This window comes from Bacteroidales bacterium (assembly GCA_016709865.1).
Lineage (GTDB): Bacteria > Bacteroidota > Bacteroidia > Bacteroidales > VadinHA17 > LD21.
In genome coordinates this window covers 380,178-399,536 of record JADJLX010000005.1, presented here as the reverse complement: position 1 = coordinate 399,536, position 19,359 = coordinate 380,178, and the positions used below count along the sequence as shown (strand labels likewise).

Below are 19,359 nucleotides of genomic sequence, written 5' to 3'. Positions count from 1 at the left end.
AGTTCAAAGTCAAAGGTTAAAATGCAAGGTTAAATGGAACCAATAAAAATCAATATCAGCAAACGCACTTTTATCAAAAGATCTATGGCTTTTTCAGCTGGTATGATTTGCCTGCCCTGTCAGGCTTTTATTCCGGAAAATCTATATTTACAGCAGGGCATTTACAAAAGGGTTGCAATGTACCAGGAGGAGACAGCCCGCGGAATAATGTGCAGAATCTGCCCAAACGAGTGTGTACTGAAAGAGGGAGAATTAAGCAAATGCAATAACCGGAAAGTACATAACTCAAAACTATATACACTGGCATACGGTAATCCCTGTTCAGTAAGCGTTGATCCCATTGAAAAAAAACCTCTGTACCATTTTATTCCGGGCTCCAGAGCTTACTCTATTGCTACAGCAGGATGTAACCTGGTTTGCCTTAATTGTCAGAACTGGACTATTTCTCAAACCAGTCCTGATAAAACCAGAAACTATGATCTGATGCCGGAGAAGGTGATAGAAGAATGCAAACGAAATAACTGTAAATCAATCGCATACACCTATTCAGAGCCTGTAACATTTTTTGAATATGTTTATGAAACTGCTGCCCTCGCAAGAAAAGCTGGAATAAGAAACATCATCAAATCAAATGGTTACATAAATCCCGAACCTTTAAAGCACCTTTGTGGTGTAATTGATGCAGCAAATATTGACCTGAAGGCATTCAACGAAAGTACCTATCTTAAGCTTACCGGAGGAAAACTGCAGCCTGTTCTCGACTCCCTCAGGATTATTAAAGATATGGGAGTCTGGCTGGAAATTACAAATCTTGTTATTCCCGGATGGAGTGATGATACTGATGAGATTAGAAAAATGTGCAGATGGCTTGGAGAAAATGGTTTTAAAAACACTCCTGTTCATTTCAGCAGGTTCTACCCTCTTCATAAACTCGAACAATTGCCTCCGACACCTGTTGATTTACTGTCGTTAATTTACAGTATTGCCAAAGATGAAGGATTGAAATATGTCTATACCGGAAATATTCCCGGGAACGAGATGTCTGACACTATTTGCCCTTCATGCAATTCAAGCCTGGTGGAAAGAGAAGGTTACAGGATTGCAGCAAACACCATTCAGGGCGGGAAGTGTAAGAAGTGCGGATATTCAGTTGAAGGGGTTTGGAACTAAGTATAAAATATGAAACAAGCTGAAGCTAAAAGCAGAATAGAGAAGCTAAGGAGGGAAATTGAAGAACATAATAACAATTACTATGTTCTCAATAAGCCTGTAATTTCAGATTTTGAATATGATCTGCTGATCAATGAACTTGACACCCTGGAGAAGAGGTTCCCTGAATTTATTTCAGCTGATTCGCCAACAAAAAGGGTCGGCAGTGATATTACCAAAGAGTTCATTCAATATGAACATAAATATCCGATGCTCTCACTTGGTAATACCTATAATGAAGAGGAACTCAGAGAATTTGACTCCAGAATAAGGAAAACAATAACAGAACCTGTTGAATATGTGTGTGAGCTGAAATTTGACGGAGCATCAATAAGCATCACTTACAGAAACGGGATACTCTACAGGGCACTTACCAGAGGCGATGGCTCAAAGGGCGATGATGTTACCCTGAATGTGAAAACAATCAGAAGCATTCCATTAAAGATCACACATAAGGGGATTCCTGATGAATTTGTCATCAGGGGTGAAATACTTATGCCCAGGGCTGTATTTGACAGGTTAAATTCAGAAAGGAGTGCAGCCGGAATTGCTCCGTTTGCTAATCCACGGAATGCTGCAGCAGGAACACTAAAACTGCTCGATCCTAAGATTGTATCTTCTCGCACCCTCGATTGCATGGTCTATTTTCTTCTTTCAGAGGAACTTCCTTATGAGGATCATTTTTCAAATTTAAAGGAAGCTTCAGCCTGGGGATTCAATGTTCCCGACAGCATAAAACTTTGTAGCACAATTGATGATGTACTTACTTTCATTGCTCACTGGGATTCAGAAAGAAAGCACCTCCCATATGACATTGACGGTGTGGTAATAAAGGTAAATTCACTTAAGCAACAGGAAGAGCTGGGTTTTACTGCAAAGTCGCCCAGATGGGCAATATCATATAAGTACAAAGCGGAGGAAGCCACAACCAAATTGCTTACAGTTACCTTCCAGGTAGGAAGAACAGGGAATATTACACCTGTTGCAAACCTCGAGCCTGTTATTCTTTCCGGTTCAACAGTAAGGAGGGCTACTTTGCATAATGCTGACCAGATTGCGCTTCTCGATCTTCATCTTAACGATATGGTATATGTTGAGAAGGGAGGTGAAATTATTCCCAAAATAGTAGGCGTCGATCACTCTTTCAGAAATGAAGAGAGCAGAAAAATAGAATTTATTTCCAATTGTCCTGAGTGTGGTACACTTTTAATTAAGAACGAAGGCGAGGCTAACCATTTTTGCCCAAACTATCTTCATTGTCCCCCACAGATAAAAGGCAGAATTGAACATTTCATAAGCAGGAAAGCAATGGATATTGACGGATTAGGGGAAGAGACTATCGACCTCCTCTTCAGTAAAAATATCATCAGGAACATTGCTGATCTTTATGACCTTCAGGCAGAACAGCTGATACCCCTGGAAAGACTGGGAGAAAAATCAGCTACAAACATCATCAAAAGTATCAGGGAATCGATTAAGACTCCTTATCATCGTGTTCTGTTCGCACTGGGAATCAGGCATGTCGGGGAAACGGTTGCAAAAACGATCGCAAAAGAATTCAAAAGCATTGAAGATCTTATAAATGCGGATATAGATAAACTTACTGAAGTGCATGAGATAGGACCTAAGATAGCTGCAGGTATTCAAACATATTTCTCTGATACTGAAAATATGGAGATAATTGCGCGACTGAAAAGCAAAGGTGTCAGGTTCAGTGAGGAAAAGACAGAAACCTTAAAAGGAACAAGCCTTGATGGAAAATCAATTGTTATTTCTGGTGTGTTTCTGAAGCATACCAGAGATGAATACAAAGATATTATTGAAAGAAATGGTGGTAAAAACACATCTTCCGTATCCGGTAATACATCCTTTATTTTAGCTGGGGAGAACATGGGAGAATCAAAAAGAGAGAAAGCACTTGAGCTGGGAGTCCCTCTGATTAATGAGGCTGAATTCCTGAGAATAATCGGTGAAGATTAATAAGCATAGCATACTGATTTTAATAAAAAACTCTTAGGTTTGCAATATGGAACTATTTAAAAAAGTGAGGCTAAAAATCGGGAAAAGGATACTTGATAATAAGTTGGCAAAAACAAAGCGAAATGTTTCCTATTCGAATATTAGTCATGTAAAAAAAATCGGAATCGTCTGGGATGCCTCACGACCTGAGGATTTTACTGCATTATCAAAGTTCCATCTGAAAATGAGTGAGAGAAGTATTGAAGTTAAGATTCTGGGATACTTTCCGGGGAAAGAACTGCCCGACCAGTATACAGCAATTAGGTATCTGACCTGCCTCAGGAAGCAGGAAATTAACTTCTTTTATCAGCCGGTTTCTTCAGAATCAGATAAGTTTATGAATACAAATTTTGATGTACTGATTGACATCAATTTCAAAAAGATATTTCCGCTTCAGTTTATTACTTCACTTGCTAAGGCCGGACTAAAAACAGGCTTATTTGATTCTGAATCGTCAGAATATCCTTTTGATCTGATGATGGAAATAAAAAAACCTGTTGATATCGACAATTACCTAAGTCAAATAGTTCAATATCTTGAGATTATAAATTCAGGGACAGAAATAAAAGAAAAAACATCTATAGAAAAATGAAAAGATTTAAAGGAACAGGAGTTGCGATAGTTACACCTTTTAAGAATGATTCAAGCATCGATTTCGCTGCTTTAGGCCGGGTGATAAACCATGTTATCGGAGGCGGAGTAAACTATATTGTAGCTCTGGGAACAACTGGAGAATCAGTTACCCTGACAAAAGATGAGAAGAAAGCCATTATTTCTTACGTAGTTGAGACAATTGACGGCAGAGTGCCCCTGATGGTAGGAATCGGAGGAAATAACACGCAGGAAGTTATAAATAGTGTCAGGCATTCCAATCTTACAGGTGTTGACGGGATTTTGTCAGTTGCTCCGTATTATAATAAACCAAGTCAAAAGGGTCTTTTTCAGCATTTTAAGGCAATAGCAACAAGCAGTCCTCTCCCACTTGTCATTTACAATGTTCCGGGCAGAACAAGTTGCAATATTACCTCCGACACCTGTCTGGAGCTTGCACATGCCTGCGAAAATATTATTGGAGTTAAAGAGGCTTCAGGCGATATAAGCCAGATAATGCGAATAATCAAAGGCAAACCTGATAATTTCGCTGTTATATCTGGTGATGACATGATGACGATTCCGATAATTGCTGTCGGCGGAGCTGGTGTAATCTCCGTATTGGCTAATGCATTTCCTTCCCAGACGAGCGAAATTGTGTCTCATTCACTTAAAGGAAACTTCAAATCTGCACGCGAATTACAGTTCCGTTTCCTCGAGATGATTGAACTTCTTTTTATTGAAGGAAATCCATCAGGAGTGAAAGCGATGATGAGTTTCATGAATATCTGCCAGAATAATCTCAGGTTACCGCTTGTACCGGTAAGCAGAACAATCTATACAAGGATACAGAAAGCCATCGAAGAGGTTAATAAGTAAGAGACGCCGGCCATCAGGCGCCGGCTTCCATCATACCGGCACCATGACATTGCTTGTATTTCTTCCCGCTGCCGCAGGGACAGGGATCATTTCTGCCAACTTTCTTATCTACCCTTACAGGTTCAGTTTTCTGATTTTTTTCAGCTGATCCTCCTCCAGTGCTGCTGTACTGTGAGAAATCACTCTTGGATGTTCTGAGATTACTCATGTCGACCTGTCTCTTTCTCTGAGCTTCTTTTACCTGTTCAGGATCCTGAGTAGGAATATGACCCTTCATGAGTGTACTAACAACATCCTTATTTACCTTTGTTATCATTGTTTTAAACAATTCAAAGGATTCGAATTTATAGATAAGCAGAGGATCCTTTTGTTCATAGGTTGCATTCTGAACCGATTGTTTCAGTTCGTCCATCTCCCTGAGATGCTCTTTCCATGCATCGTCAATTGTTGCAAGGACAACAGTCTTCTCATAAGATTTTGCCAATTCACGTCCTTCAGATTCTGCTGTCGCTTTTAGATTTGTCACCACCTGAAATACCCTCACACCATCTGAGATCGGCACAACAACATTTTCATATACATGCGACATTCTGTCGTAAACATCTTTAAGTACAGGATATGCCTGAGCGGAAATGGATTCAACTTTTCTTTTATAAGTATCCAGTACTTTTGCATACACTTTTTCAGTAGCCTGTGCGGAGTTAACTTTCTTAAACTCATCCTCTTTAACAGGAGAATCCATTGAAAATGAACGTATAAGATCAAAGTCGAATCCCTCAAAATCACCATCACCATGATACACATCGACAAGGTTCTCAGTTACATCAAACATCATGTTGGCCACATCAACTGCAAGTCTGTCGCCCAGCAGAGCATGACGTCTTTTCTTATAGATAACCTCCCTCTGGGAGTTCATTACGTCATCATATTCAAGCAGTCTTTTTCTGATCCCGAAGTTATTTTCTTCGACTTTTTTCTGAGCCCGTTCGATAGATTTTGTAATCATCGAATGCTGAATCATTTCTCCGTCTTTCAGACCAAGCTTATCCATTATACCGGCAATTCTTTCAGACCCGAAAAGTCGCATAAGCTCATCCTCAAGAGAAACAAAGAACTGTGATGAACCGGGATCTCCCTGTCGTCCTGCACGTCCGCGAAGCTGCCTGTCAACCCTTCTTGATTCATGACGTTCAGTTCCTATAATTGCCAGTCCCCCAGCCTTTTTAACTTCCTCAGTCAGCTTTATATCTGTACCTCTACCTGCCATGTTTGTTGCAATAGTAATCGTACCAGTCTTCCCTGCTTCAGCTACAATTTCAGCCTCCCTCTGATGAAGTTTGGCATTCAGCACGTTATGCTTCAGCCCTTTCATCTTAAGCATCCTGCTCAATAATTCAGAGATCTCAACAGAAGTTGTACCAACCAGTACCGGACGCCCCAAACGGTTCATTTCTGCTATCTCATCAATTACAGCATTATATTTCTCTCTTTTCGTTTTATAAACAAGATCTTCCCTGTCGAATCGAACTACCGGTTTGTTTGTCGGAATAACTACAACATCAAGCTTATAGATATTCCAGAGCTCACCGGCTTCAGTCTCAGCAGTACCTGTCATTCCGGCAAGTTTATGATACATCCTGAAATAATTCTGGAGAGTTATTGTTGCATATGTCTGGGTAGCAGCTTCAACTTTTACATTTTCTTTTGCTTCGATTGCCTGATGGAGTCCGTCGGAGTATCTTCTTCCTTCCAGAACGCGGCCGGTCTGTTCATCCACAATTTTAACCTTATTGTCGACAACGATATATTCAGTATCCCTGTCGAAAAGTGTCCATGCTTTAAGCAATTGGGTCATGGTATGAACACGCTCAGATTTTACTGAATAATCCTGGAGCAATTCATCCTTAAGCCTGAGCCTTTCCTTATCGGATAAACCTGACTTTTCAAGATCAGCAATTTTAGATCCGACATCAGGAAGAATAAAAAAGCTGGCATCTTCAACAGAAGTAGAAATAAGATCGAGACCCTTTTCAGTCAGTTCAATTGAGTTGGCTTTCTCATCTATAATAAAGTAGAGCTCATCGGTCACCTTGGGCATCTCCTTATTGTTATTCTGCATATAAAAGTTTTCCGTCTTGAGAAGGAGTGATTTGTTTCCCTCCTCACTCAGAAATTTTATCAATGCATTATTCTTCGGGAGTCCTTTATATGCTCTGAGCAGAAGAAGACCGCCTTCATCATTCTTGTTATCAGCAATTAGTTTTTTTGCATCTGCAAGTATCTGGGTGACAAGCCTTTTTTGTGCACTAACCAGCTTATCAACTTTTGGTTTAAGCTCATCAAATTGCTGCGTGTCACTTTTTGCTGTTGGTCCGGAAATAATAAGCGGAGTCCTGGCATCATCGATCAGCACTGAGTCAACCTCATCAACAATTGCATAATGGTGTTTGCGCTGGACAAGATCCTCCGGATTAATTGCCATATTATCTCTCAGGTAGTCAAATCCGAACTCGTTATTTGTACCGAATGTAATATCGGCATTGTAGGCTTTACGTCTATCCTGTGAATTTGGCTGGTGTTTATCTATACAATCTACGGTAAGTCCGTGAAACTCATAAATTGGTCCCATCCATTCGGAGTCGCGTTTTGACAAATAATCATTAACTGTAACAATATGAACACCTCTTCCGGCAAGAGCATTCAAAAATACCGGGAGTGTTGCAACAACTGTCTTTCCTTCACCTGTTCCCATCTCAGCAATCTTTCCCTTGTGAAGGGCAACGCCACCAATAAGCTGTACGTCATAATGAACCATATCCCAGGTAATCTCATTACCACCTGCTATCCACTTATTGCTCCATAGGGCTCTGTCGCCTTTTATTACTATACTCTCTCTTGTAGCTGCCAGGTCTCTGTCATATTGTCGTGCAGTAACTTCAATAACACTGTTCTCTTTAAATCGTTTTGCTGTCTCTTTAACGATAGCAAAAGCCTGAGGGACTATAGAGTCAAGAACCTCCTCAAGCTTCTCGTTTACCTGCTTTTCGATCTTATCTATCTCATTGTAAATCTCTTCCTTCCGGTAAACATCTTCTTCACTTTCAGCTTTTAACCAGAGTGATTTTATTTCATTTTCATACTCCTCAATTCCTTTCGAAATCACCTTTCTAAGATCATCTGTCAAAACTCTGAGAGCATCATTCGAAATACCACCCAATTTTTCATATTCTGTCCTGATTTTTTCAACATAAGGATTAATCTCCTTCAAATCCCTCTCATATTTGTTACCCAGAAAAAGCCCTAAAACATTATTTATAATGCTCATTTTTAGATGATTTACAGTTTTTTTAAATATCCAGCAAAATTAACTTTATTTTCCAATATTGAATTCTGAAAAATCACTTTATGCAAAAACCCCGCCATTATTGCGGGGTTTTTCCTTTTTTATTTAATCAGACTATATTTAAAGGTCCTAATACCATCATCCCGATATAATACAATGATGTAAATACCTGCCGGATAAGCAGATATGTTTACAAGTGGTCCTGTATCATCAGCGATTTGACTATTTATTATGCAAATACCCGCGGAGTTGTACACACTTACTTTTCTTGTTCTGCCGGTAATACTCCCTGATTTATAATCAATTAAACTTATAATACCATTCCCCGGATTAGGATATACGGCAAGCTGGTCATTGAATTTATTTTCAATATTATCTATAAGAGCATTTATTTTCAGATCTTCAATTACCCAGCCCCATCCATTTGCGAAAGGATCTGAAAAAAGTCTGAATCTTAACAATAAAGTATCACCTGCTGAAATATTGTCAGAAGGTTTATAATATATAAAATGCTTTTGGAGCATCGCTTCTGTAGCTGAAGCAGTTGAATTCTGGCCTGATATTGTATTATTGTAAGTTGTCAGCCAGGATGAGTTATACCTGCTGTCGTAGCCATCTATCATTGCAAACCACGTCTTTCCAAAATCTTTTGACCCGTCAATAATTACGTAATCATAAAAATCATCCGATCCGAAAACAGATCCTGTTTCACCAGGCTCTACAAGTACAACTTCATTGAATCGTATCAGAAGACCTGATTCCTTAAATTTCAGAGGATGACGAAGCAACGCAAAATATTCAATGCTGGCGTCATTAGATTCCGGACTAACGTAAGGGTGCTTGGTATGAAGGCCATTCCTTGTAAAATTAATTGGCTTACGAATTTCGAACCCTTTGTTAAGGAAGTCTGTATATGCATTTGAAAAATCTGTTGAGTAACCGTCAACAACGTCAGAAATATCTTCTATTCCTGTCCTGAAATAGCCATTTTCTGGCAGAACTGTAGTATTAGGGGAAGCTGCAGCATCCCTGGCGTATATACGATATTTTAAAGTATCTCCTCCGTTAAGATTGAGTAGTCTGGCATTAATAGACAGTTTAAAAGTATCAGCGTTCTGCTTAAAACCAAGATATTTTAAAGTACCGTCATTCATTTTGTATTCAAGATAGACAGTATCAATCCCGATATTATCATAGGCAATAGCTTCAATATTAATTTCATTCACAGTTTCCAGGTAATAATCAGCCTGATTATGAGAGATTACAGGTTTCACAGTATCTGAACCAATATAAACATTGTATCTGAACATTTCGAACAATGATGGTGACCGGAAGATTCTGTGAAAGTAATCTTCCACGAAAAAATAATACTGAAGATCAGTATTATAGGCAGTGATATTCAGATCTGTTGAAAAAGTATTATTTAACGCTGGCGAGGTCATGTATATCGTATCGATGTTCTTAAAACCATCAAATGAATATACTAACCCCACATTATTTCTGTTGAAAAGTGTATCAGACACCACATTTATAGATAATGGCAGGTTACTGATATGCTGTTCAGTATCTTCAGATGGTGTGTGCTCAATACGGGTATTTATCCAGCCGAGATCTCCCAGGATCGATAAAGTAAGTTTACCAGGATCGTGAATAGCTTCACCCCTATCAATAAAAGGAGTCATCAATCCATTAATTTTGAGAGTTGAACTTTCATCAAGATGTGAAATGCTTGAACCAGGATCAAAAGTTGACGGGGCATAAAGCTTTACCCTGGACCCGGATGTATAATTATGAAGAAGAGGTCCGTTAAACCAGAGTTGACCACCGGTGAGTTCGGTACGAAGAGCAGTTGAAGGATTAAGGTATTTTAATGTATCAGTAAGCTTATTCCCTGATAGAGATTCAACGAAAGTATCGTAAATCATAGGTATCTGTAATGAACCTGAGCCATAATACCCTACTTTGTCATCAGTGCTCATGCTGTCAAAGAAGCCAAGTCCGTGGAGAATTTCGTGAATCACTACTGTTACAAGATCGTACTGGGTTGTAGGTGTCTTTCCATCAATGCCTAAATACCAGCTGACTGAACTTGAACTATTTACTCTTAATTCCATATCACCCTGAAGATCAGGATTCAGACTCTCACCTGCTATCTTCTCAGCAAGTGCTACCGGGTAATATGCGAGGGGATTCAGAGCGTCAATACCCCAGCCTGCAGCATATCCGGTAATAGAAGTATTAGCAAGAACGCCTGAAGTAGAGATAGGCTCCCAACTGGCAACAATTGTCAGTTTAGTATCAGCTGGCAACATTGATTGAAGAATTTGCCTTGCATATTCCATAGCTGCTTTAGCCTGGGTTGTGAATCCGGTATAGTAAAAGGTAATAGAGCCACCACCTTTTGACCCCGACTTTTTGAAAAAAGAATCAGGAGGAGGAATATAAATTCTGGTTACCTTATCTCCGGCATAACAAATACCTGTTATTGAAGAATTCCTTATGTACTCCTGTCCTTTAACAGAAGAAATTAAAAAGATAAACAGAATTACAGAAAACCAGTATTGGTATCTTCTCATGGAGTAGTCTGCGCATTGGCTGCCGGAGTCCTGAGACTCATAATATCCCTGTCGAACTGGTACATATTATTTTTTCCAACAAGACGTACCTTATCAAGGATAGTTCTCACGGAAGCTTCTTCCTCTACCTGTTCCATAACAAACCACTGAAGGAAATTATGGGTATTAAAATCCTTCTCATCAAGTGTAAGGGCAACTATTTCGTTTATACTTGCAGTTACAAACTCTTCATGTTTCAGGACTTCTTTGAATACATCTTCAACGCTTTTAAAGTCAGCAGCAGGCTTCTTCAACGCTGGCATTACTGCTTTGCCTCCCCTTTCATTAATATATTTAATGAATTTCATCATATGCAATCTCTCCTCTTCAGCCTGGCTGTATAACCATGCAGCTACACCGCTAAAACCATTATTCTCAGCCCATGATGCCATGGCAATATAAAGGTTTGATGAAAAACCTTCTCTCTCTACCTGTCTGTTGCAGATATCTTCAATTTTTTTCTTTAGCATAATTGTATGAATTTAATTATCAAATATAACAGCAATTTCAGTTAAGTTGTTCACTTGTAAGGAGCGACTCTATTTTCGAAACGAGATCATTTATTGAAAAAGGTTTTGAAAAAACAGCATCTGCACCAAGAGCTTTCGCAAGCTTAAGGTAGCTGCCGGGACCAGCTTTACCTCCCCCTGAGATAGCAATAATCTTGAGTTGCGGTTTTAATTCCCTCAGCTTCATAATTACTTTCAATCCATCTTCCTCTGGCATTATAAGATCAGTAACAACGAGATCAATGATGGACGGTTTGAAGTGCGAAATGGCATCTTTACCGTCAGTAGCTTCAAGAACTGAATACTTATGTCTGATCAGAGACACTTTAAGCATCTCTCTTAGTTCCTTATCATCCTCAACAATCAGAATACCCGGCATTTTATTATTTATATGATTTTAAAATATAGTATATAACTTGTACTTGCTGGTCTCACTTCAGGGATGATTGAATTGCATTTCCAATTTCTCTGAGAGAGACAGGTTTTATCAGTTGTTGCATTACAATTCCCGAATTTAGTATTTTTTCTTCTAATAATCCCTGATTAGGATCATTGATAAGAATACAAGGTGTATTTGTTTTCATCTTTTCAAAAACACCAATAAGATCTGCCGGCTTAATAAGCTTTGAATCACTCATATATACAATAAGATCAGGACGCTCACTATCAGATGACATAACTTTTATAAAGCTCTTTTTGTCTGAAGTGTAGATTAATTTATAGCCACTGTTCTGAAGTGCCAGTGATAAAATCCTGGATTCATGCTTATTTCCGGAGATAAAAAGTATTTTCTTCTTTCTATCAGTTTTAGCTGAAAAATCAGGGTACTGCTTTGATACAGGCAGGTATACATAAAATACTGATCCCTTTTCCTTTTTACTTGAAACTAATATTTCTCCCTCCAGCTCAGTTATTATACCGTGAACTACAGATAATCCGAGGCCCGTTCCTTTACCTACCTCCCTGGTGGTAAAAAATGGTTCAAATACCCGGGAAATTAGAGATGGCTCCATTCCTTTACCGGTATCTTTAAATACCAAAAGAACATATTCATCAGCAACAATATCCTTATTAAGTTCATGTCTGATTAGTTTTCCCTCGACAATTTCCATACTAACAGACAAGGTACCGCCTCCTTCCTCCATCGACTGTACTGCATTTGTCATGAGGTTTAAAAACACCCTGAATAATTGTGTAGGATCGGCAAATACATTTGCTTTTTTGCCTGTGATACGGCTCTTGATAACAATATTTGAGGGAGCAGCTGATCTGACAAAGCCTATAGTCTCTGAAAGAACTTCCGAGACTCTTACCGGAACTTTTTCCTGCTCAACCTGACGGCTAAAAGTAAGAATCTGGTTTGTAATTGACCTCGCCTTAATTACTGCTCCCTGAATCTTGCCTGCTTTTTCTGACAAGTCAGAATCTTTAGGAAGATCCTCGCGTAACATTTCAGCGTATCCCGAAATAGTAGCAAGAATATTGTTAAAATCGTGTGCTATTCCACCTGCCAGTGCACCAATAGTCTCAAGCTTTTGCGCCTGTAACAATCTGTTTTCAAGCATCAGTTCCCTTGAAGAATCTTCTACTGCAAAGTCAATAAACGACTGATTTCCGGTCTCATCCATTGCCATAAAACCACTAAGCCTGCATGGGATTTCTTTGCCTGAACAATTTCTCAGAGTTACTCTGCCAAAAGTTTGTACATTATTGTCATTTAGCTGGTCGAGATGAAGATAGAAAAGGGAGTCGTCGGGATAAAAGTTTTTTAAATTCCTGGAAGTTATGGCAGACTCAACTTTACAATCCATTATTTTCAGGAAGGCCTTATTGACGTGTATTATCTTGCCTGAAGGGTCGCATCTCAGAAAACCGATCGGAAGATTTGTTTCAAACTTTCTTAACTCCTCTTCTTTAGCAAGAGCAGCCAGCTCTGACTGCCTAAGGTCATTAATATCGAATGTTTCTGCAAGAAGATGAGTTATCACACCTTCCTTTACCATGATTGGCCTGAAAACAACTTCGAAGAATCTTTTACCAGAACCTGCTGTGCTGAATGCGGCCTCATATTTTATTGTCTTTCCTCCAAAACAGAGATCAAGGTTCTCTTTAATCACATCCCTGAAAGTATCCTGGCCCCATACATCGCCGAGCGATTTTCCAACAACGTTATCCATTGCAACCTGATGAGCATTGCAGAAGGTGGAATTAACCTTTTCGTAAACATACTCACGGTTAATGATACTGATCATCGACCTCGAATGATTAATGATATGATCTGAAATAATCTTATCGTCTGAAAGTAATTTCAGATCAACGGGTCCGGCAGATATTTCAGTTCCTTTTTTCACTTTTCATCAAGTTTTTGAAACCCGGGAAACTTAAATAATATCGAGGTTAAAGGTCTTTTTCATCTCCTTCAGGACAGGGTATTTATTAAAAAGATAAGATGATTTCTGTTCATCGGTATACAAAACATCATTAGTTTCAACCAGGTCTATTGTAGTTTCAATATCAATAGATGGCACTTCAAACCTGCTTTCGAGAAATGCGATAAGTCGTTGTTTATAGTTTAATATAAACGTGTCTTTCTGAGCAGCATTACTCAGATGAATCTTAATAGTCTGGTCATTTTCAAATTCAGGCTTAATGGTCTTGAACATGCTTATTATCCTGGTTCCCTCTCCCTTAAGCTGATCATTAAACTCCATCCAGGCAGTTTCAAAAGCTTCCGGTGTCAACTCTATACGGGGCAGCGGTTTTTCCTCATTTACAATTAATTCTGTCGTTTCAGATACTTTTTCAGTACTGACTACTTCATCAGAAATCAGTTCTTTAATTGAAAAAGCTTTAGCAGGCCGATCAATAACCGGTTCATGTTTACCAACCGGTGCGTCATCAGCAATCACCCTCTTTTCAACAGGTTTTTCCTCCTGCCTTATGATCTCTGATTTTGATGGTAAGGGCAATTCCTCAGGATCTGAATCTATTTGTTTCCGGTCAGACTTTTTTTTTTCAGGGATATCAGTCTGATCGTCAGTCAGTCTGCATAAACGAATAAGTGATAGCTCTACATGAAGCCGGGGATTCTTACTGCTTTTGTAGGAAAGGTCGCAATTGCTGCCTATTTCAAGGGCTTTAAACAGAAAATCGACAGTACAATCTGCTGTTTGCAGCATATATTTCTTTTTTACAGCAGGCGTTGCCTCCAGCAAAGACAAAGTAGATTCATCCTTACTAACGAGCAGGTCACGCATATGGCTGTTCAGCCCTGAAATGAAATTATGACCATCAAAACCTTTCTCAAGTATTTCATTATATGTAAGCAATACAGTTGATACATCACCGCGGATAGCACCATCAATCGTTTTGAAATAATACTCATAATCAAGCACATTAAGATTGTCAATCACATCTTTATAGGAGACAGCTTTTCCGCTCAGACTAACAATCTGATCGAATATTGACAATGCATCGCGCATAGCGCCATCAGCTTTCTGCCCGATTACGTGCAGGGCTTCCTCTGCTGCAGTAATTCCTTCATTTTTTGCAACATACAATAGCCTGCTTACAATATCCTCAATCCTGATCCGGTTAAAGTCGAAGATCTGGCACCTTGATAATATTGTAGGTATTATCTTATGTTTCTCAGTTGTAGCTAAAATAAAAATGGCATGTGAGGGTGGCTCTTCAAGCGTCTTAAGGAAAGCATTAAAAGCAGAAGAGGACAACATATGAACCTCATCGATTATATAAATGCTGTACTTTCCAATCTGCGGAGGAATCCTCACCTGGTCATTTAAACTTCTGATATCCTCAACCTTATTATTTGAGGCGGCATCAAGCTCATGAATATTAAATGATCGGGAAGAATTGAACGAAAGACATGATTCGCACTTATCACAGGCTTCCAGATTATCACCTAGATTAACACAGTTTATAGTTTTGGCAAAAATCCTGGCACATGTTGTTTTGCCAACTCCACGCGGACCGCAGAATAAATATGCCTGCGCCAGATGTTTGTTCTTTATTGCACTTTTCAGCGTGTTAGTAATAGAGTCCTGACCAATAACCATATCAAATGTGGCTGGACGATACTTTCTGGCTGAAACAATGAAATTTTCCATAAATTACTGACTCTCGTTCTCAAAAATGTTGAAAGACAAATATAATAAAATTGCTTTATTTCTCGCTAAGGCGCTAAGGCGCTAAGTAATTTTCTTTGCGTCTCTGCGTCTTTGCGGGCAATCAAAATTCTTAATATATTTCACTGATAATTTTTGATTTATGCAAAATAATTGTACTTTTGCGGACCAAAATCATTAAACCAATAAATAATTAATTACTATGTTGAATCAGTACGAAACCGTTTTCATTGCAACTCCCGTTTTATCTGAGAACCAGATGAAGGAAGCGGTACAGAAATTCAAGAAGGTCATCACCGACAACAGCGGTGAGATCGTTCATGAAGAGAACTGGGGTCTAAAAAAACTGGCCTACCCCATCCAGAAGAAGTCTACAGGCTTCTATTATCTGGTTGAGTTTAAAGGCACAGGCGATCTAATTGAAAAACTCGAAGTCCAATATCGCAGAGATGAAAGGATTATCAGGTTTTTAACTTTCAGGATGGAAAAATTTGCCGTCGAATATGCAGAGAAGAAGAGAAGACAAAAAGAATCAGGTAAATCGAAGGAGGAATAAGACATGGCACAGAACGAATCAGAAATCAGATATTTGACTCCCCCAACGGTAGAGATCAAGAAGAAGAAATACTGCAGATTCAAGAAGAACAGGATCCGTTATATTGATTATAAAGATCCTGAGTTTCTTAAAAAGTTCCTGAACGATCAGGGAAAAATTCTGCCACGCAGAATTACAGGAACATCACTTAAATATCAGAGGAAAGTGGCAAAAGCCGTTAAAAGAGCCAGGCACATTGCTCTTCTTCCTTATGTAACTGACCTATTAAAATAAGGAGGACTAACTATGGAGATTATTTTATTACAGGACGTCAATAAGCTGGGGCAGAAAGACGATATAGTAAATGTAAAAGACGGTTACGGAAGAAACTTCCTTATACCAAGAGGATATGCTGTTCAGGCATCATCATCAGAAAAGAAGATGCATACTGAAAATCTGAGACAGAGAGCACATAAAGAAGAGAAGATCAAAGTTGCTGCTCAGGAGATTGCCACCAAGATGGCTGGTCTTAAGATTGTTGTCGGTGCAAAAACAAGTACTTCAGGTAAGATTTTCGGTTCTGTAAATACAATTCAGATTGCTGAATCGCTGAAAGAAAAAGGATTTGACATTGACCGTAAAAACATCACACTACCTGAAGATCAGATTAAGGAAGTTGGTAATTACAAAGCAATTATCAAGCTTCACCGAGAGGTCAGAGTAGAGGTAGAATTTGAAATAAAAGGAGAATAAAACATCCTTATTGTATTGATGTAGAGACGCCATGCCTGGCGTCTCTTTTTTTTTACAAAGACGCCAGGCATGGCGTCTCTGCTAATAGGTATCGTGATAATCTTTGCGTCTCTCGTATTTGAGATCACCCAACACGGCAGCCTTCACCCTGATAGTAAAGTTCCACATCTTCATAGTTCCGTTAGGCACCCAGTTGAAACTCATCTCCCAGCAATGAAGATCGCGGGTCATGCCAATCTGTGTCATTGTAATCTCTTTTCCCGTAAAATCATAACCACTGGTATATGTGGCTGACATCTTTTTAGTGATCGTTACATTACCACTAAATGTTACTGCCTGCTGAATAGTGGGTTTCAAACCTGCCTTATAATAGTTCAGACTATAGCTCATGTTAAGAGTCCATGGAATATTAAATTTAGGATATCCGAACTGGTCGGTAGTTGTTGCTCCACCCTGGGGCATTTCTCCACCAGGCATTCCTGCATTCGGACCCGTTCCCTGATCAAAGGCATTCTTTGCTCCGCCTGCATCTGCTGTGCTCTTGTCCTTTTTACCTTTCAGCAGATCACTTAGACTCAGGTCAAGGCCTGTCTGGAAATTTGTAAGCCTCATAAGCTTACCATTCTGTTCATATGCAAAGGTCTTTATTGGCTGTCCCTTACTATTTACTCCATATAATGAGAAACCACCACTTGCAGAAATATTGATGTTCTTAAATAGAGTGGTTCTCAATTGCATTGTTACAGGCGACCACTTAAGAGAATCAGCAAAAACATTATAAGAGGTATTTATGCCGAAGTTATCAATGATCTTAACTTTCTCTGCTTTACCTGTAGTATCATCTTTTGCGAAAACCTTGGCTTCAATAATGTTGACAAGACTCAATGAGAGGTTTCCGCTTTTACTTGAAGCAGAAGGGGTTCCGAAAATATTACCATCAAATATTGAGTACTCTTGCTTCCTGATACCAAGTGTATCTACTTGCACCTGCCTGTACATATCAGAACTTAATCCTTTCAACGCAGGTACATAGTTAAAACTCATTGAGGGTTTGATAACATGCCTTACAGCCTGTACCCTGGAATCAGGATTGGTAAACTGATATGTTCCGAATATCTGAGGACTAAAGCTTGCTCCGATAGAAGGATTAAATGCCTGTCCGTAGAAAACACCCCGTGAGGTGTCATTTACTACTTTTGCCACACGCTCACCTGTTTTTGGATCATCGAGTACCCAAACTCTTTCGATCTTCTGGGTATAAAGAACTCCTGTGTATGTTACTGATGGAGAGATTGAAAAATTTCTGAACGGACGAATCTGAAAACTAAGTGGTGCTTCGTGCTTAAAACCTGTTTTCATATTATCAAAAACAGATTTTGTAAACAGCAGGCTGTCTTTTGTATTAATCTGATTATCAAGAGATGCCGAGTAAGAGAACTGTAATTCCTGGTACCATTTTGCCGGGCCTGAGCTATTTTTTCCTTTCAGCGGATAGATCCTGTTCATATTAAAATTAGCCTTCGGCAGGTTAAGCGCCACAGTCTTATTTGCAACGTTCTGACTGTGATTCATACTTGTTGAAAGGTTAAAGGGTGTGCCATCCCACGATTTGGAGTAACTGATACTTGATTGTCGGGAAGTAGTTATATGCTCTGCAACTGAATAGCTGTTATTGCGGTCAAATTCACTTGAACTCATATTCACACTGGCTGAAAACCTCGAACCCGGTGAGGATTTTGGATCCTGATTGAAAGTCCAGCCCAGCCGGTAGTTCTTGGATGCAGAATAATCCTGCAATCCCTTGTGCCCCGTTTTATTATCGGCATAACTGAATGAGAAGTTGCCGTTATACTTATATAGTTTATTGTAGCTCGACATTGCAGTTGCCATCCAGGTGCCGTTCGAGTACAGGTTACCTTTAACTGACAGATCGAAATAATCGTTTACCGCAAAATAGTAGCCTCCCTCAGTAAGTGAATAGCCACGCTCCCTCTCCTGTCCTATCCTGGGAATCAACAGACCTGATGCTGCTTTCTTGGTCTGGACAGGAAAATATCCGAAGGGAATGAATAGCGGCAGTGGTATTCCTTCAAGAACAAGGTTCCCGGGACCGGAGATTATCTTTTTACCCGGGTAGACACGTGCCTTTGGGAGGTTTATATAGAAGTGAGGAGTATCGGCATCGCAGGTTGAATATGTACTCTTAGAGATATTTGAGGTACCGTCTTCAAGAAGTTTTGTAAACTGGCTGTGCAATAAGCCATCCTCCTGTTTGGTAATAATATTTGTTGCAATAGCTCTTCTCGTCTTAAAGTTATAGGTCAGCTCATCAGCTTCGATCTCCTGAGAGCCTTCCTTGAAAACAGGTTTACCAACAACTTTTCCTGTTGTATCCTTTCTTCCAACAGCATAGAGAGTATTAGCTCTCATATTAATATGAATTGAATCAGCCTTGATTTCAATCTCCCCATAATTTACAACTGCTGTATTAACAAGAGTGACCTTCTTGTTTATAACATCCCTCTTTATATATCCCTCCTGAGATGTGGAATAGGTAACCTTCGCATCGATAGCATTTTCAGAAACTTTTCTGGGTTTGGTAAGTATGGTATCAACAATTACCGAATCCTTATGAATTAGTAACGTATCAGCAACCATCTTTCCTTCCTGAGAAAATAAGGAGAGAGATTGGACCATTACCAGGAACACTACAAGTAACCGCTTTTCTTTAAAAAAATACAACTTAAATGTTATTTTTGTA

14 protein-coding genes are annotated in these 19,359 nt (G+C 39.3%); 7 read left to right on the top strand and 7 right to left on the bottom strand.

Features of this window, described 5'->3' with window-relative positions; translation table 11 throughout:
• Positions 1-33: 33 nt before the first annotated feature.
• Genes amrS through IPJ16_10295 form a run of 4 tightly spaced genes read left to right on the top strand, consistent with a single transcriptional unit; the run spans position 34 to position 4,698 of the window.
• Entirely contained in the window at positions 34-1,170 is a 1,137-nt protein-coding gene (gene amrS / locus IPJ16_10310) for an AmmeMemoRadiSam system radical SAM enzyme (GenBank protein MBK7627565.1), read from the top strand.
• Positions 1,171-1,179: 9 nt separating this feature from the next.
• Entirely contained in the window at positions 1,180-3,189 is a 2,010-nt protein-coding gene (ligA, locus tag IPJ16_10305) for an NAD-dependent DNA ligase LigA (protein MBK7627564.1), read from the top strand.
• Between the two features lie 46 nt (positions 3,190-3,235).
• A complete protein-coding gene (locus IPJ16_10300) occupies positions 3,236-3,820 on the top strand; it encodes a hypothetical protein (protein MBK7627563.1) in 585 nt (194 codons plus the stop codon).
• Entirely contained in the window at positions 3,817-4,698 is an 882-nt protein-coding gene (locus IPJ16_10295; GenBank protein MBK7627562.1) for a 4-hydroxy-tetrahydrodipicolinate synthase, read from the top strand. The genes IPJ16_10300 and IPJ16_10295 overlap by 4 nt, the downstream gene beginning before the upstream one ends.
• Before the next feature lie 13 nt (positions 4,699-4,711).
• On the opposite strand, the gene secA is transcribed toward IPJ16_10295, so the two are convergent.
• The 6 genes from secA to IPJ16_10265 all read right to left on the bottom strand — a co-directional run bounded on the left by secA (position 4,712) and on the right by IPJ16_10265 (position 15,292).
• Positions 4,712-8,023 (bottom strand): preprotein translocase subunit SecA, encoded by a 3,312-nt coding sequence (secA, locus tag IPJ16_10290; protein MBK7627561.1) that lies wholly within the window; start codon positions 8,021-8,023, stop codon positions 4,712-4,714.
• Positions 8,024-8,142: 119 nt separating this feature from the next.
• Complete coding sequence (locus IPJ16_10285; protein ID MBK7627560.1) at positions 8,143-10,617, bottom strand: T9SS type A sorting domain-containing protein; 2,475 nt, start codon at positions 10,615-10,617, stop codon at positions 8,143-8,145.
• Positions 10,614-11,126, bottom strand: a complete 513-nt coding sequence (locus tag IPJ16_10280; GenBank protein ID MBK7627559.1) for a ferritin — start codon at positions 11,124-11,126, stop codon at positions 10,614-10,616. Before IPJ16_10280 ends, IPJ16_10285 begins: the two co-directional genes overlap by 4 nt.
• A gap of 37 nt (positions 11,127-11,163) precedes the next feature.
• A complete protein-coding gene (locus IPJ16_10275) occupies positions 11,164-11,544 on the bottom strand; it encodes a response regulator (protein MBK7627558.1) in 381 nt (126 codons plus the stop codon).
• Between the two features lie 52 nt (positions 11,545-11,596).
• Complete coding sequence (locus IPJ16_10270) at positions 11,597-13,516, bottom strand: PAS domain-containing protein (GenBank protein MBK7627557.1); 1,920 nt, start codon at positions 13,514-13,516, stop codon at positions 11,597-11,599.
• A gap of 30 nt (positions 13,517-13,546) precedes the next feature.
• The gene (locus IPJ16_10265) at positions 13,547-15,292 is read right to left on the bottom strand and encodes a DNA polymerase III subunit gamma/tau (GenBank protein ID MBK7627556.1); all 1,746 of its coding nucleotides are present in this window, start codon (positions 15,290-15,292) and stop codon (positions 13,547-13,549) included.
• A 223-nt stretch (positions 15,293-15,515) separates the two neighbouring features.
• Between IPJ16_10265 and IPJ16_10260 the strand changes: the two genes are divergently transcribed.
• Genes IPJ16_10260 through IPJ16_10250 form a run of 3 tightly spaced genes read left to right on the top strand, consistent with a single transcriptional unit; the run spans position 15,516 to position 16,598 of the window.
• A complete protein-coding gene (locus IPJ16_10260) occupies positions 15,516-15,866 on the top strand; it encodes a 30S ribosomal protein S6 (protein ID MBK7627555.1) in 351 nt (116 codons plus the stop codon).
• 3 nt (positions 15,867-15,869) lie between these two features.
• On the top strand, positions 15,870-16,139 hold the full coding sequence (locus IPJ16_10255) for a 30S ribosomal protein S18 (protein ID MBK7627554.1): 270 nt from the start codon (positions 15,870-15,872) through the stop codon (positions 16,137-16,139).
• Between the two features lie 12 nt (positions 16,140-16,151).
• On the top strand, positions 16,152-16,598 hold the full coding sequence (locus IPJ16_10250; GenBank protein MBK7627553.1) for a 50S ribosomal protein L9: 447 nt from the start codon (positions 16,152-16,154) through the stop codon (positions 16,596-16,598).
• Positions 16,599-16,679: 81 nt separating this feature from the next.
• Here the strand turns inward: IPJ16_10250 and IPJ16_10245 are convergent, their stop codons facing one another.
• A complete protein-coding gene (locus IPJ16_10245; protein MBK7627552.1) occupies positions 16,680-19,340 on the bottom strand; it encodes an LPS-assembly protein LptD in 2,661 nt (886 codons plus the stop codon).
• Positions 19,341-19,359 lie beyond the last annotated feature (19 nt).